Below are 15,398 nucleotides of genomic sequence, written 5' to 3'. Positions count from 1 at the left end.
GCCTTGAACGCGGCGAGATGTTCGTGGTGCCAATGCTCGAGCAGATTCGGTGATCGATGCTCTATTTACGGGCGGCGCCTATGCGGTCGGCCGTTTGTTCCGCCGGATAGGTGACCTTGTTTCGGCCGGCTCCTTTGGCTTGGTACAGAGCACGGTCCGCCTGGTGAAGCAGGCTCTCAGAGTCATCCGGATCGGTCCACCCGAGTGAGATTGCACCGATGCTCACCGTAACTCTCCTGAATGCGCTGCCACCGTGCTCGATCCCCAGCTCGAGGACAGCCTCACGGATCTGCTCAGCAACCATCATCGCTCCGGCAGCGTCGGTGTCGGGAAGGAGGACCACGAATTCTTCCCCGCCATACCGAGCCGCGAGATCATGAGGCCGTCTGGCAGCTTCCTTGATCACCGCGCCGACCCTTTTCAGGCATTCGTCGCCTGTTGGGTGACCGTAGAGATCGTTGAACGGCTTGAACCAGTCCACGTCGATCATCAGAAGGGCGAGAGGCCTTTTGTCCCGTCTGGCATGGGCGTGCTCACGCACCAGAACCGCGTCGAAGCATCGCCGGTTGGACAGGCCCGTCAGACCATCTTGTTCCGCCAGAGCCTGCAGGCGGGCATTTGCCTGGTGGAGCTGGTCTTCGATCGCTTTTCGCGAGGACACGTCTCTCAACGTTCCGATGATGCCCTCGGGTTCTCCCGATCGGTCGTTGCGCAGTGCCTTTAACTGGGCTTCTACCCATATCCAATGGCCGTCCCGATGCCGGATCCGGTTCGTGATCGATCGACGCTCCAGGCTGCCATCAAGGAGGGATTGAAAAGAGAGGGCGACGAAAGGTTCGTCTTCGGGATGGACCAGCTCCACCGGCGATCTCCCAACAAGGTCGGCAGGTTCATAACCAAGAACTTCCCGACAGGCAGGAGAGACGTACCGGCGCACACGATCTCGATCGAGCTGGAAAACCATGTCGGTGCTGTTGTCGGCCAATAGCCGATAGCGGGCCTCGCTTTCCTTCAGCCGTTCCTCGGCCATGACGCGCTCATGAATGTCGCGGCCGACCGAATGAATGGCTGTCACGTGACCATCAGCGTCTTTGAGGGCGCGATTTGTCCAGGCGAACCAGCGCATCTCGCCATCCGGCATCAGGATCCGGTTCTCGTTCTCGTTCTCGACGCTGTTTCCGTCATTGCAGACGGCGTTCAAGTGCCACGCGACCGCGGCGCGATCTTCGTCGGGCACGAAATCGAACAGGCTTGCGCCCACTATGTCTTCAGGCAGTTTCCCGTGGCGGCGGGCATACGCATGATTGACAAACACCAGCGTGCCGTCCTGGTGGGCCAGCGACACAAGTTCCGACTGGCTTTCCACCAGCTCGCGATAGCGGGTCTCGCTGGCGGTCAGCTGCCGCTTGGCGGCCTTGAGCGCCGTGACATCCGTGATCACGGCCAGCGAGATCGCCTCCTGGGTCGCCTCGTCATGCTCCAAAATCGCCGAGAGCTGGACGTCGACGACTCGGCCGTCCTTGCAGACCATCTGGTATTGCACGTCGTCGCAGCGCCCGGTCCGGAAGAAATCGGGCAGCACATTGCTGACGGCATGCAGGCGTGATTCCGGGGTAAGGAATTCGGACGAGCGCCTCCCAATGACCTCCTCGCGGGAATAGCCCAGTTTGGTGAGCCAGGCGTTGCTGACGGAGATGAGGCGGCCCTGGCCATCAATGGAGTGGAGCATCGCGGGGGTGACCCTCATGCGATGTTCAAGCTCTTCGCGGACGCCGGACGAAATGACGTCGATCTTCTTTTTAAGTGCTTTGGTCACGCGTTTGATCTCTTGAAAACTTGGCTACGATGGTGACAGGGAGGAAGGGCTGGAGCTTACCGAGCGGAGATGCCGATTTTTTCAACCTGCAGCTTTGATTCCAATATGCCACCAGGACAGAATTTAACATTCCCCGGCTTACCATTGTGTTAGCGGATGGCCGCCCGGGACTTAACCGATACGGTGCGCAAGTGGAAAGCCAGCCGCTTGAGCGGCTCGGGGCGCATGGAACACTGGCATAGATATGCCCAGCGAAATCGCCGCCGGAAGGTTCGAGAACCCGGAAGTCTGCCATTCTATAGCTCACCGTTCATGACGTCCTCCGTTCCGTCTTTGGATCGGCTTGACGCCGCTCCGCTGGCTCGGAACAACGCGCTTCCCAGGCGACGTCGACAGCCTTGACTGCAGCCACGTAAGTGCGCTGCAGTCGCCTAGAGGGTCTCGAACGACATTTGACGCAAAAATTCGTGAAGAGCGTCTGCCGACATCGGCGCGCCCAACAGGCGTCCTTGCAGCCGATCACACCGTTTTCTGCGAAGCCAAGAGGCTTGACCGACTGTCTCTACGCCCTCCGCGGTGACGTGCATTCCCAATCCATGAGCGAGGCCGATGATGAAGCGCACGATTGTCTGGCTCTTCGGGTTTGTCTCGACGTCCTTGATGAAGTGCTTATCGATCTTGATCGTGTCGAATGGGAAGTTCTGCAGGTAGCTCAGGGACGAATAGCGGGTACCAAAGTCGTCAAGGGCGATGCGGATGCCCAGGACCTCAAGGGTGTGGAGAGTGTCGAGATTGTCGGCCGTGCGCTCAAGCAGGACGCTCTCCGTTATTTCGTTCCAGTCTTTCAGCCGGAAACCCGATGACATCGAGGGTCTCGGTTATGCGATCGGTGAACCCGGCATTCAGAAACTCCGCAGGCGAAAGATTGACTGCGGCAATGAAATGCAATGGCCATGTCGCCGCCTCACGGCAAGCCTGTTCAAGCACCCATGCTCCAATATCGCCCATCAGCCCATCGGCTTCGGCCATCGGGATGAAAAGACTCGGTGGAACAACGCCAGCATAAGGGTGACGCCAGCGCAGCAGGGCTTCGAACCCTATGATCCCGCCTGCAATCTCGACCAGCGGCTGATACTCGATGAAGAACTGTTGTTCCTGCAGAGCCACCCGCAAACTGCGTCGCAGCATCTCACGCTGCTCCAGCATGATTAGCATCGAGCGGTTGAACGTTCTCGCCCGGCCGCGACCATCGTTCTTCGCCGCGTAGAGCGCAATGTCGGCGGCCTTCATCAACTGTTCGCCGTCGTTGCCATCAATCGGGGCAATGGCTATTCCGACGCTCGCGCCCACGAACACGGCGATCCCGTCGATGGTAAACGGATCCTTGAAAGCACGGACCAAGGCTTCGGCCAGCCGTTCTGCTGCAGCGGGCTGTTCGTCGGAGTATTGAATGACCGCAAATTCATCGACAGCCAGTCTGTAGGCTGTCGCCCCGTCGCCAAGCACGGCTTGGATCCGTTCGGCCGTGATCTTGAGTACGATATCGCCGGCGCCATGACCAAGGGTGTCGTTGACCGGCTTGAAGTCGTCGAGATCAATCTGCATGAGGGCAAGCTTATGTCCACCCGATAGGGGTAGGTTCGCCTCGAGGTCGCTGCTGAACTGGCGACGGTTCGCCAGCCCCGTCAACGCGTCATGCCGTGCCTGATGGAGAAGCAGAGCCCGATCTGAGTCGTCAATCGGCGTCTCCGAAGTGGTCGCCTCAGGCCGCGTCTCGACGACGCCCAATCCCCGTTCTGTGCTGAACAGAAGAAGATAGCGCGCCTGATCGGCCACACTAGATTTGAGTGCAGTGTTGACCGGAATGCCGTCGGCAAGCACGGCCTCGACCAGCAATCTGCCATCGGCCTCCATCAAATCCGGATATATCTGCCACAGGGTCGCATCTGTCGCCGCCACGATCCCGTAGGCCTGGGAAAACATTGCAGTGCATTCCACCAGCTGTAAGCTGTCTCCATAAAACGAAGCAAGTCTGTCGCGTTTACCGTGCATCGACCCAGCCATTGTAGATCGCACATTCCTGCCGCAGGTCGTGAGCCATTGCTAACATATTACGAGAAGCCTCTCAATCAGCTCTCCATATGGTTACCGAAGGACAACTAGGAGGGGTTGCGCGAAAGAAAAGTAATCGGAATCGACATCACGTGGTGAGCCAAGGCGGATCCATGAACGGGTGACTGCAGGCCTCTTTCTGCTGCCGCGCTTTGGCCTACCGCGCGACCGGATATTTCAATACCGCTCGCGGCCTCCTCGCGACACTGACCTCTGCACTTGCCGTCCTAGAGGAAGACTACGCAACGAGATCTGCGGGTGAAGATTACCCAGGCTCGTAGCGACAAGGGAATAGTCACCTTTAGTATCGGCGTGACCACCGTGGCAGCACCCAAAGCCTATTCGGCCCCGGCGGATCTGGTCGATAAGGCCGATGAAGCTCTCTATCTGGCGGGAAGGAGGGTCGAAATCGCGTGGTCCTGGCGACGTTTGCTTTATCGTGCACGAGGGTGGAGTTTGCCTGCTCAGCATTCGCTGCCTGGTCACCCGCTTAATCCATGCGTTGAACTGAGCCCGGTCTTGTTCCGGCCGCCCTCCTAAGGTAAGATTTGCTGTAATTCCTGTCTGTGCTGTTTCAAAAGGGGAAGCAAGACGAGATGTGCCACCCACCGTGGGCGGTGTACAGAATAAATACAGGCGAAGGACGTGACGAAGAAAAAGGCGCCGTTCAATCGGCAGCGTTTTGAAGCGATGTTTCCTGAAGGCACGCCTGAGATGACTGCCGAAGACGCATACCGGCACCAGGTTGCGAGTTGGAACAGGGCGATCTTTGAAGCAAACCGATTAAGCGGCTCGCTTCGCCGTCTCGGGCATGAAACGGCCGCCTTCTTTGTCGAGAAGGCGTGGCGATTGTTGCGCGAGTCTCCTCCTACCCCTCCAAAACCGGCAAAAGTGGAGCGACGTGGCAAGTCACCCGTCAAGCAGTTGATGAGGGCCCAACCGTCCCAGGCTCAAGTCCGCAAAGCGGCAGCCAGACTAAAAGGAGCTCCGCGCCCGTAATGCACGCGGCATCGACAAACCTCTGCGCTGTGGGGGTCGAGCAGGAAACGGGAGGTGTTCGATTGTCCTTGCTGGCGGCACGGGCATTGATGTCTGTGTTGGTAGTGCCGAGCACACTGTCTTGCCCCGTTCCATGCCCGCTTCTGGCGTGCGGTGCTGACCATTGTCGCTGCGAAATGTTCGTGGGCGTTCGGCTACGGCAAGCTGGAAACGCGCAGAGCGCCGGAACTGGATTAGAGTGCCGCCCGCTGGCGTGCACCTGACGCCTTAAATAGCAGCTTCACGTTGTTGGGGCGATGCCGAGCCGGTGCAGCCAGAGCTGGTTCCAGCAGAACCGGTGCCGGTGAACCTGCGCATAAAAAACTTACAACATGACGCTCGTCGTCAGCCCGCCCGCTTGAAAATCTCGATATCCATATGGGTTTTTATTGCCTCCGACAGCGCAATCGGCGATTTCTCCCCGGCAACCACGCGGCCGACTGCGAAGCGCATCGCCTCCCTGCCCAGGTCACATTCCGGCGGGACATGGTGAGCGTTACACCAATCGCGAACGACATTGGTGACCAAGTCGATGCCGTCATCGTCAAGCGTGAAGAGATATTCCGGATACATTCCCGTGGCCTCCAGGTGGCCGCGAGCATGTGTATCTCTCAAGCGGTCGCGGCCGAAAGTCTAGGACTGACGCGGTGTATGATATGCTCATTTCGTCTGTCCACAAAATAAAAATGCATTGGCCGAGACTGGCCTACAATGTGAAACTACCTCGCCGGAGCGACCTTCGCTCAAGGAGATTAAGCAACAACGACCGACAAACTGTCGACTTCCGGATGGTCCCGACGAGATTTAGGGCCGCGGATCGTCATCCGCCGTGTATCGCGGTGGGATCGTGCTTCCGGCGTCGCGATGGACGAATGATCGTATCGAGGTAAGTCTGGCCCACGCTATATTTATCCGTTGATCAATCGATCGTCTCCACGGGGATATAACGGCCAATGCGATGCAGGTAGGCCGCGATATCCGCCGTCAGATGATCGCGTGGCCCGAATCCTCGGAGAAAGTCATGAAGTTTAGCGGATGCCTGTGCTTCTTCCGGGTCAGCGAGAACGTAGAATTTGCCGATGGCGCAGACCTCGTATCCATCTTCAACTAGCCGCTCGACAAAGTCTTTGGCGGCTGATGCTTTCAACATCCGTCAACCTCCCCAGGTTGCCATCTCGCATCTTGCGACCGTAATCTTGAAAAAATCAAACAAGCAAGTTTATTAGAGTTGCGGCTACAGGTTTTGAGTCGCATGGCGACGGTCGGCGAACGCGGCGTCGGCCGAACGCCAAAGCGCTCGTGTATGGACCGAGAAAGAGAGAGGTCGCTTGGAAGCCAAGGCGAGGTACCTATACGACTGCGTGTCGGACAGGGCCATGTTTTCTGAAGCGGGCGAGTATTTGTATCCTCTCGCTTCGTCGGCCGCCGAGTACTGGATCGACGGCGACTACGTCTATTGCATGAAGACCGACGAAATTGCCTTCTGGATTCTCGGAAAACAACTGTACCAACATATCGGGCGAGGTGAACTTACCCGCGAGCCGGTCTACTACTATGGAGACTGACTGTCCCGGCTGAAGTGGCTGGTGGGTTAATTACGAGCAATCGTAGCCCTCAGCCACTTCCTCGTTGTCCGTCGGCGTCGCGCCATCCGGTCTTTTCAGGTATTCACCAAAAATGTCTTGGGTATCGGCAGGCAATGCGAACTCGCGGATCGAGCAAGATCCTCGAAACGGTTGGATAAACCGAGCCACCTCTGTCAGCCGCCACATTAAGCTCGAGTATTTGCGGAATTCTTCTCTGGGGCGCGATCTTGCCCGAGGAGCCGCTCACCGCACTCGCGCTGAAGCTCGGCGCCGATGCCTTGCGCCTAACGTATGATTTGGAGCAGCTCTTGTCCTAGCCCAGCCGGCGTCGAAACTGACGACTCGGGCGGGCGAACTTTCAGCGCCGCGGCGCGTTTTCGCCTGATCTACCAGCGCGTGGTTCGTCATGGCACGTTCATCGATCATTGCAATTGGCGCGTCTGCTGGCGGGGTGAGAGTGCTATGTTCGCTTGCTTCCGACCTGCCGGAAACGATTGGTGTTCCGATTCTGATCGTCTTGCACGTCGGCTCGCAGCAGAGCGTACTGCCCGCGCTACTGAACGCAGCCGGGCCGCTTCCGGCAAAGCACGCCGAAGACGGCGAGCCGATCCTTGCTGACCACATCTATGTCGCGCCGCCGGATCGCCACATGGTCATTGCAAATGGACGATTGCGCCTCTCGCGTGGACCGAAGGAGAACTGCGCGCGCCCAGCTATCGACCCGCTTTTTCGCAGCGTCGCCGAAAGTTATGGTCCCGCTGCTGTGGGTATTGTCCTGACGGGCAACCAGAACGATGGCACGGTCGGTCTCTTCGAAATCGCGCGGCGCGGCGGCATCGCGATCGCTCAGCACCCCGATGATGCGGCTTATCCGGACATGCCAAGAAGCGCTGCCGCGCATGTCCCGCTCGATTATACCGAGCCGCTCGCGGTCATGCCGAATCTGCTCGTTGAATTGGCCAGCGGAAAGGATGGAAAGAATAGAAAGGAGAAAGCCGTGCCAATCACACCTAAGCAACCGGAGATCGAAGAGGATCCGGAAATGATTGAAAGCGTACCGTTCGAACGACCAGTGGCGATTACCTGCCCGGAATGTGGCGGCGCCCTGCACAGCTCCGAAGTCGGCACGATAATCAAATTCGACTGTCACATCGGTCACAGCTATACCGCCGAAACCATGGCCGGTGCACAATTCGACAAAATGGAGCAAATGATGCGCGCTGCGGTGAGATTCCTGAACGAACGAGCTGAATTCTGCCTCCAGATGGCCGAACAAACTTATTCCGTCGAGCCCGCCCTGTGCGCCTCATGGCAGGCGGCCAGCCGGCAGGCGCTCGATCGTGCTTACAAATTGCGGGATTTGGTGGAGCAGGATTGGATCACGCCGGAAGCAACCGGAGCAAGAGCCGCAGACAAGCCGGATCCGCTCAGCTTCTAACCCGCGCGCATGCCTGTGCGATGGCTCGCTCCAGATCCAGAGGATCGTATGGCTTCCGCAATGCGAGTTCGTCGCGGAATTCATCTGCGAGGCCCTCGGTGCCGTAGCCCGTGGCGAATATGAAGGGTATTTTGCGACGGCGTAAAAGCGTTGCCACGGGAAAGGATTTTTCGCCGCCCAGGTTGATGTCGAGAATAGCGAAGTCGATGTCCGGCTGGTCGACGAACTTCATCGCTTCATCCACCCGGGCCACGCAAGCGACCACGTGATGTCCCATCCTCGATAGGAGGTCTTCAAGGAGCATCGCGATGAGAAATTCATCCTCGACGATCAGAATGCGCCTCGGGTCTGTGCCCACCCTGTCCTCCTGCACGCCCAGCGGGCAGCGGCGCGATGATCGTACACTCAAGGCCGGAGGGTTCATAGTCAACGCGCACTTCGCCGCCGAGTTCCGCTGCCAGGGCTCGCTCGATCAGGCGTGAGCCGAAGCCCTTCGTCTTCGGCTCGGCGACCGGCGGTCCGCCGCTTTCCTGCCAACGCAAGACGAGCCGTCGGGCTGGACCGCTACCGTCGATTTTCCAGAGGATCACGACCTGGCCGTTTTTTCGTTAGACAGTGCACCATATTTCGCGGCATTGGTGCTGAGTTCGTGCAGGGCCATGGACATCGCCAGAGCCGCGCTCGGGGAGAGCCGGACGCCGGGGCCCTCGATCTGGAAGCGAGTTTTTCCGTCTGCATGCGGCTTGACCGTATCGGAGACAATTTCGGCCAGATTCGCGCTCTCCCAGCTTTCGCGCGTCAGTAGGTCATGCGCCGTCGCCAGGTTGATCAGCCGTGAGCTAAATGCGGTACGCGCCTCCTCCAGCGTCGATGCGTGGCCAAGCGTCTGGGTAGCGATAGACTGGATGACCGCCATCATATTTTTGACGCGGTGATTGAGTTCGTCCATCAGCGTTTTCCGATGCTCATCAGCCCGCCGGCGCTCGGTCATGTCGCGCGCGATTGTGGACGCACCGATGATCTTTCCCGCCGCATCGCTCAGCGGGGATATGGTCAAGGAAACCCAGACCAGACTTCCGTCCTTGCGCTGGCGGAGCGTTTCGTAATGCTGGATGTGCTGGCCGCGACGAACCCGGTCGAGGATGTCCACCTCCTCGTCGCGGCGATCCGGAGACACCAAGGTCATGATGGACTTGCCGATGATCTCGTCGGTCCCATAGCCGAGCAGCCGTTCGGCCCCTTCGTTCCAACTGATGATAGTACCATCCAGGTTTTTGCTGATGATGGCATCGTCGGAGGATTGGACAATCGCGGCGAGGCGTTCCGCAAGTGCTTCGGCCCGCTTTCGCTCGGTGATGTCCACGAGCATATTGACTGCCCCCGTTACCTTGCCCGAGGCATCGCGAAGTGGCGTGGGATAGGCAAGGAAAGGCACCTTGACACCATCTGACCGTTCGGCAACGGCCTCCGCACCCTGAATCGGCCTTTTCTCTTTTAGCGCGATCGCCATCGGGCATTCATCATGCGGCAACGGAGTGTCGTCTGTTCGGTATAAGCGCCAGGAGCCGCACCATTCATCGGTGCCAAGTTTCGGGTGGCGGCCCCACAACTCAGCGGCAGCGGGGTTATAGGAGGTGAGACGGCCTTCCGCATCGGTGGTGTAGACCGCGCCCGGCAGCGCCGCGATAAGGTCCTTCAGACGCTGCTCGCTGGCTCGGATGGCATTCTCCCACTCCCGGCGTTCGGTGATATCCTCGATGGCGAGCAGGATCAACTCGTCAGGCCCGCCCCCCCCGGTCCAATTTGCGGGCATTGAGCAGCATGCAGCGCCGGCCGATGTTGCGAAATTCGTGCTCGACCTCGTAGTCGGCAACGTCCTGACTGTTCGACAGCACCTTGTCGAGAAGCGTTCGCAGGGCAGGAATATCCCACTGCCCGTTGCCGAGGTCGTAAAGCAGGCTGCGCTCGGTTTCCTTGGCGCTAACCTTAAACAACTCATAGAAGGCGGGATTCGCAGACTGGATTCGCAAGGCGGCGTCGAGGACGAGCAAGGGCTGCCGCACCGTGCTGACAATGGCCTCGGCATAGGTCCTCGCAGCGTTGACCGCTTGGGCGGCGGCTCGTCGGTCGGTGATATCGGTGAAGGTGACGACGACGCCTGCTATGTGGTTGTCGCGCGTGCGATAGGGCAGCATGCGTCGCAGATACCAGCGGCCGGCGTCGCTTCGGACCTCGGCCTCGATGGTGGTAAGTTTCCGCAACACAGTCTCTGCGTCCGAGAGCAGGTTCTCGTCGGAGAATTTCCGCGCGAAATGGGCAATCGGCCGGCCGATGTCCGTGGCCACCAGATCGAAAAGTTCTTTGGTTGCCGGTGCGAACCAGCTAATCGCCAGCTTGTTGTCAAGAAACAGCGTCGCGGTCTCCGCCCCCCGCCAGCAGGTTGTTCAGGTCATTGGTGCTGCGTTCGAGCTCGGAAATCTTCAGCTGAAGCTGGCTGTTGACGGTGTTTAGCTCCTCGTTGAAGGATTGTAACTCCTCCTTGGAGGTCTCCAGTTCTTCGTTGGTTGACTGAAGCTCCTCGTTCATTGAAGTTGCTTCCTCGTTGGAAGCCTTCAACTCCTCGTTAGCCGTCTCCAGATGCTCGATGGTGTTGCGAAGCTCGGCGCGCATCGAAGCCAGTTCCTCCTGAAGCGCGCGCTCGCCGGAGGTCGTTTCCCCCGCATCCTCGCGCACGGCGAGCTGGTCGGTCGTCTGGCCAGCCGGCGTCCCAGGCGCAAAGCTCACGAGAGTGAGTTTGCCGTTTTGGCGGGAGGCGGGGAGCGGCATCACCGTCATCGCCACGGTTCGCGATGCGTCGCCCAGCTGCACGCGACCATGGACGGTGATGCTTTTGTCGTTTTTCGAGGCTTCGCGTAAGGCTCCGCGAAGTTTGAGACCCAGTCCGTCGCGCGCCATGGCCAGCAGCTCCCGGGTTGGCTCGCCCGGCGGCTGCTCAAGATAGTCACGCGTCGTTCCATGGAAATAGACGACGCGGCCCTTCTGGTCGATCAGAACCGAGGCGGGGGCGTAGCGCTCCAGCAGCGCGCGCCGCGCGATATCGGCGATCGGCGCAGCATCTGCATCTGATAACACAGGCAACGACTCACCCGATGCCCGCGGTCCGGCGACCGATCCGCGCGCCGGGCGATAATCAATCAGGTCGTGCCGGGTGGGCCCGGTCCGGCGGTAGATCCGCCATTTCTTCGATATCGTTTCGAAGAGATCGTCATGCCGACCGATCGTCTCCGCATTGCCGAGAAAGAGATGCCCATCCGGGCGCAGGGCGAAATGGGATTGGACGATGACGCGCTGTTGCGCCTCCGGCTCGAGATAGATCAGGAAATTTCGGCATGAGACGATGTCGAGTCGCGAGAACGGCGGATCGCGGAGCAGATTCTGCGCCGCGAACACCACCATGTCGCGAAGCTCTTTGCTGACCTGGAATGAGCCGTCGAGCTTTTCGAAAAAACGCCTCGCGCGCTCGGGCGGAAACCCTGACAGGGCGGCGGCGGGATAGATGCCGTCCCGCGCCTTGCGCAGGTTGTCTTCCTGTGCATCCGTGGCAAAAACCTTGAGATCGAAGCGTTTTCCGATAGTCTCGGCATGGTCCGTCACCAGCATGGCAATGGAATAAGCTTCCTCGCCAGTGGCGCAGGCCGCAACCCAGACCCGAAGCGATCCACCGTTCTCACGCGCGGCAACAAGAGGTGCGATCACGAGTTCCCCAAGCGCCTTCCATGCTTCGGGGTCGCGGAAGAAACCGGTGACGCTGATCATCAGATCGGCGACCAGTGTAGACACCTCTTGCGGATTGGTCCGCAGGTCGTTGAGGTAGTCCGCGAGCGTCTCGATGTTCCTGAGCCCCATGCGACGATGGATGCGCCGCCGCAGCGTGTTGCGCTTATAGCTGCCGAAATCGTGTCCATCACGGGCCCGCAAGACGTCGAGAACCTGTTCGATGGTGACCTCGCCCTTCGGGGAGGCGGGCTCGACCTCGGTGGGGGCTGAGACATAGCCATGGTGGACATAAGCCATCAGGGTCTCAGGCATCTTATCGGGGGCAAGCACGTGGTCCGCAAGACCCCCGGCAATCGCGCTCCTCGGCATTCCGTCGAACTTTGCCGTCTCCGGTGCTTGCACCAGGCTCATACCGCCTTGCGCGCGAATCTCCTTTAAGCCTTCGGTGCCATTGCTGCCCGTTCCGGAAAGCACGATTGCGATCGAACGCTCGCGCTGTTCCATTGCGATCGAGGCAAACAACACATCGACCGGATGCCGCTGACCACGAGGTCCCGACGGTTTCGACACTTTCAAGCCGCCATCCGCAAGCTTGAGGTCGGTGTCGGGCGCGATGACATAGACATGGTCGGGGGCGATCACCATTCCATCCTCGACCTGCGCCACTGACATTTTGGTGCGGCTGCTCAGGATGCGAGCCATCTCGCTTTCGCGCTTTGGATCGAGATGCAGCACCACGACGAAGGCACAGCCGCTATCGGCCGGCATGGCATCGAAGAAGCTGCTTAGCGCTTCGATGCCGCCTGCCGAGGCGCCGATTCCGACGACGGGAATGGCGGTGGCGGCAATGGGATCGGCATCAACCGTCTCGTCGACGTGCTTGCCTCGCGCCCTGGCGGCATGCTCCCTATGGTCATCTGTTATTATTGGTTTCTTCGCCATGGATATGCCTGTTCGATCATGCAAGGCTGCGATCATAGCTTGCGAAACCTCAACGTCGCACAGATACTGTCCGATCGCAATCAAACGACGGTGCTGGAAACCGTGCTCATTCGTTTCGATATGTGCTGGAATTGAGCGGATGGGACCACGAGATTCGCGGACCGCTGGCCGGTCCATCCGGCGGCAGCTTCTTTCGTCCCGACAGGATTTGTCATCTACCTCAGCCCTCGTCCGGATCGCGCTGAATCACAGCAATCTTCGATCGCGATAGGCAAGGGTCTTGCAAATAAGCCTCGATAGACGCAGCCCAGAACGACCGTGATAAATTCGCGAACACCAGCCAAAGCTTGGTGGACATCCCCGACGATCCATCCATCCGGGTTCCTAAAGTGCGCAGTCATCGCCGAGTACTGGGACAGCCTAGGCACGGTGACAAGCTGTATCAGGACGACCTCCTTGACGGACGGCGAGCAAGCGAGAATCGGGTCTTTAGCATCGCGTGAAACTGAAGTTGGTAGGGGTTGTTGATGTCTAAAGGCTGATCGAAGAGTAACTCCGGAATCAGATCTTGCAGCGGAACGCGGGTCGGCCCGGACGGAACGAGGTCCTTAGCGAACATCTGAAACCATCAGTAATCTCAGGCCTGCATCAGCCTGGCAGACAGGAACTCGATGAAGCGCTGGGTCTTGGCCGGCGTCAGGCGCGTTTCGGTGACGGCATAGATGCTGACGGACGACCCTTGCCACCCCGACAAAACACGCCGAAGCCTGCCGGCGGCCAGATCATCAGCAACAATCTTTTCGGGGAGCATCGCTATTCCTTGATCGTTGACCGCAAGAGTGCGGATCATTCCGACACTATTGAGGGTGAACCGGCCGTGGACCCCTACTTCCGACTTGGTGCCGTCTTGATGCAAAATCCACGACGAGACCTTGGGCATGCAAATGCATTCATGCGCTGAAAGGTCCGCCGGAGCGACAGGCTCGCCCGAGGCTTCGATATAGGCCGGAGACGCATAGAGATAGCGCGCATGCTTCCCGATCAGGCGGGCGATCAGACCTGATTCTTCCAGTTGGCCCATGCGGATCGCCACGTCGAACGGCTCGGTCACCAGATCGACCCGGCGCGGCGTCAGGTCAAACTCGAAGGTGATTCCGGGGTACTGCTGCGCGAAGTCGACGACGATCGGCGCGAGATACAGGGTGGCGAAATCGACAGGCAGCGAGACGCGCAAAACTCCGCTCGGCTGCGCCAGCATCTCACCCAGCTGCTCGTGCGCGAGCCGGGCCTCGTCGACGATCCGCTTGCTCCGCGCGTAGTAAAGCTGGCCCGCTTCCGTGAGCTCGATCTTGCGCGTCGTGCGATGCAGGAGCCTCAGACCGATGGCTTTTTCCAACTCACTGATACGGCGTGACAGCGTGGAGTTGGGAATGCCGGCAGCCTCGGCTGCCTTGCGAAAACTCCTGGCTTTCGCGACCTCCACAAACAGCGCCATGTCATTCAGGTGGTTCATCAGATTGCCCCATACATGGAATTCTTATTTCAAGTATGACGGATTTATCCCGAAATCGGAATAGTGGATAGTTCGGGCAACTGAAGGAGAAATCAGATGAACCCACTGTTCACACCCGTCCATGTCGGCCGCTACTCCCTGTCCAACCGTCTCGTCATGGCACCGATGACCCGCAGCCGTGCCGCCTTTGACGGCACGCCCGGCGATTTGGCTGTCGAATATTATGCGCAGCGCGCCAGCGTCGGCCTGATCGTGAGCGAAGGCACCCAGCCGTCCGACGACGGCCAGGGCTATCTGATGACCCCCGGAATCTACACGCCTGCCCACATCGCCGGCTGGCAGAAGATCACGTCGGCCGTCCACGACGAGGGCGGCGCAATCTTCATTCAGCTCATGCATGCCGGTCGCATGAACCATCCGGACAACACGCCGCACCATCGCCAGGGCCTCGCGCCGTCCGCGATCGCGCCGGGGACGGGCATGTTCACGATGACCGGCATGAAGGACATTCCCACGCCGCGCGCACTGACCACCGAAGAGGTGCGCCAGACCGTCGCCGATTTCCGCAAGGCCGCCCGCGCTGCTATTGACGCAGGTGCCGACGGGATCGAAATCCACGGCGCGAACGCCTATCTCGTCCAGCAGTTCTTCGCCCTGAGCGCCAACACCCGCACGGACGAATATGGCGGCTCGATCGAGAACCGCGCTCGCTTTGCCATCGAGGTGGCTTCAGCAATCGCCGACGAAATCGGTGCGGACCGCACTGCGATCCGCCTGTCCCCCGGTACGACAATATGGGGCATCGACGAAGGCGCAGAAGGACCGGATCTCTACCGCTACCTGGTAGCCGAACTCGACAAGCTCGGCCTTGCCTACCTGCACATCATGCATCTGGGCAACGAGGCGTTGGCCGCCGATGTCCGCAAGCTCTGGCATCAGTCCCTGATCATCAATCGTCCGGGTCGCCCGCGCGATCAGATTGGAACCGACGTGGCCTCGGGGCTGGCCGACCTCGAAGCCAATGGTCAGCTGGTGCTGGCCAATCCCGACTTCGTCGAGCGGTTGAAGGCGAATGCCGCGATGAACGAGGCAGACCCGAAGACCTATTATGGTGGCAGCGCAGAGGGCTACACAGATTACCCTGCTCTCGACACTTCAGTCAGTGCCAGTGCGTGA

At 59.5% G+C, this 15,398-nt stretch carries 12 protein-coding genes and 1 pseudogene; 4 read left to right on the top strand and 9 right to left on the bottom strand.

Annotated elements, in window-relative coordinates; genetic code table 11:
* Positions 1 to 61: 61 nt before the first annotated feature.
* Both FFM81_RS27210 and FFM81_RS27205 read right to left on the bottom strand, forming a co-directional pair.
* On the bottom strand, positions 62 to 1,816 hold the full coding sequence (locus FFM81_RS27210; protein ID WP_138385587.1) for a sensor domain-containing diguanylate cyclase: 1,755 nt from the start codon (positions 1,814 to 1,816) through the stop codon (positions 62 to 64).
* A 431-nt stretch (positions 1,817 to 2,247) separates the two neighbouring features.
* A pseudogene (locus FFM81_RS27205) lies at positions 2,248 to 3,868 on the bottom strand (putative bifunctional diguanylate cyclase/phosphodiesterase).
* A gap of 705 nt (positions 3,869 to 4,573) precedes the next feature.
* Here FFM81_RS27205 and FFM81_RS27200 point away from each other — a divergent pair.
* On the top strand, positions 4,574 to 4,927 hold the full coding sequence (locus FFM81_RS27200; protein WP_138385588.1) for a hypothetical protein: 354 nt from the start codon (positions 4,574 to 4,576) through the stop codon (positions 4,925 to 4,927).
* Between the two features lie 384 nt (positions 4,928 to 5,311).
* Here FFM81_RS27200 and FFM81_RS27195 read toward each other — a convergent pair whose 3' ends face one another.
* Together FFM81_RS27195 and FFM81_RS27190 are read right to left on the bottom strand one after the other, a co-directional pair.
* Positions 5,312 to 5,539: a hypothetical protein gene (locus tag FFM81_RS27195; RefSeq protein WP_138385589.1), complete on the bottom strand. Its 228-nt coding sequence runs from the start codon at positions 5,537 to 5,539 to the stop codon at positions 5,312 to 5,314.
* A gap of 346 nt (positions 5,540 to 5,885) precedes the next feature.
* Complete coding sequence (locus FFM81_RS27190; RefSeq protein WP_138385590.1) at positions 5,886 to 6,116, bottom strand: hypothetical protein; 231 nt, start codon at positions 6,114 to 6,116, stop codon at positions 5,886 to 5,888.
* Positions 6,117 to 6,342: 226 nt separating this feature from the next.
* Between FFM81_RS27190 and FFM81_RS27185 the strand changes: the two genes are divergently transcribed.
* On the top strand, positions 6,343 to 6,531 hold the full coding sequence (locus FFM81_RS27185; RefSeq protein WP_138385591.1) for a hypothetical protein: 189 nt from the start codon (positions 6,343 to 6,345) through the stop codon (positions 6,529 to 6,531).
* Positions 6,532 to 6,958: 427 nt separating this feature from the next.
* Complete coding sequence (locus FFM81_RS27180; RefSeq protein WP_138385592.1) at positions 6,959 to 7,990, top strand: chemotaxis protein CheB; 1,032 nt, start codon at positions 6,959 to 6,961, stop codon at positions 7,988 to 7,990.
* Here the strand turns inward: FFM81_RS27180 and FFM81_RS27175 are convergent.
* The 5 genes from FFM81_RS27175 to FFM81_RS27155 all read right to left on the bottom strand — a co-directional run bounded on the left by FFM81_RS27175 (position 7,980) and on the right by FFM81_RS27155 (position 14,222).
* Entirely contained in the window at positions 7,980 to 8,348 is a 369-nt protein-coding gene (locus tag FFM81_RS27175; protein ID WP_246401299.1) for a response regulator, read from the bottom strand. The two genes, FFM81_RS27180 and FFM81_RS27175, sit on opposite strands and share 11 nt — an antisense overlap.
* 228 nt (positions 8,349 to 8,576) lie before the next feature.
* Positions 8,577 to 9,764 (bottom strand): PAS domain S-box protein, encoded by a 1,188-nt coding sequence (locus tag FFM81_RS27170; RefSeq protein WP_173883864.1) that lies wholly within the window; start codon positions 9,762 to 9,764, stop codon positions 8,577 to 8,579.
* Between the two features lie 4 nt (positions 9,765 to 9,768).
* Positions 9,769 to 10,377, bottom strand: a complete 609-nt coding sequence (locus tag FFM81_RS27165) for a PAS domain-containing protein (protein WP_246401360.1) — start codon at positions 10,375 to 10,377, stop codon at positions 9,769 to 9,771.
* A 13-nt stretch (positions 10,378 to 10,390) separates the two neighbouring features.
* On the bottom strand, positions 10,391 to 12,886 hold the full coding sequence (locus FFM81_RS27160; protein ID WP_138385595.1) for a chemotaxis protein CheB: 2,496 nt from the start codon (positions 12,884 to 12,886) through the stop codon (positions 10,391 to 10,393).
* Positions 12,887 to 13,346: 460 nt separating this feature from the next.
* A complete protein-coding gene (locus FFM81_RS27155) occupies positions 13,347 to 14,222 on the bottom strand; it encodes a LysR family transcriptional regulator (RefSeq protein ID WP_138385596.1) in 876 nt (291 codons plus the stop codon).
* A gap of 96 nt (positions 14,223 to 14,318) precedes the next feature.
* Between FFM81_RS27155 and FFM81_RS27150 the strand changes: the two genes are divergently transcribed.
* Entirely contained in the window at positions 14,319 to 15,398 is a 1,080-nt protein-coding gene (locus FFM81_RS27150; RefSeq protein ID WP_138385597.1) for an alkene reductase, read from the top strand.

Source organism: Rhizobium hidalgonense (genome assembly GCF_005862185.2).
In the GTDB taxonomy this organism is placed as follows: Bacteria; Pseudomonadota; Alphaproteobacteria; order Rhizobiales; family Rhizobiaceae; genus Rhizobium; species Rhizobium hidalgonense.
The sequence above is the reverse complement of the archived record's forward strand: the minus strand, read 5'-3'. Positions and strand labels throughout refer to the sequence as shown.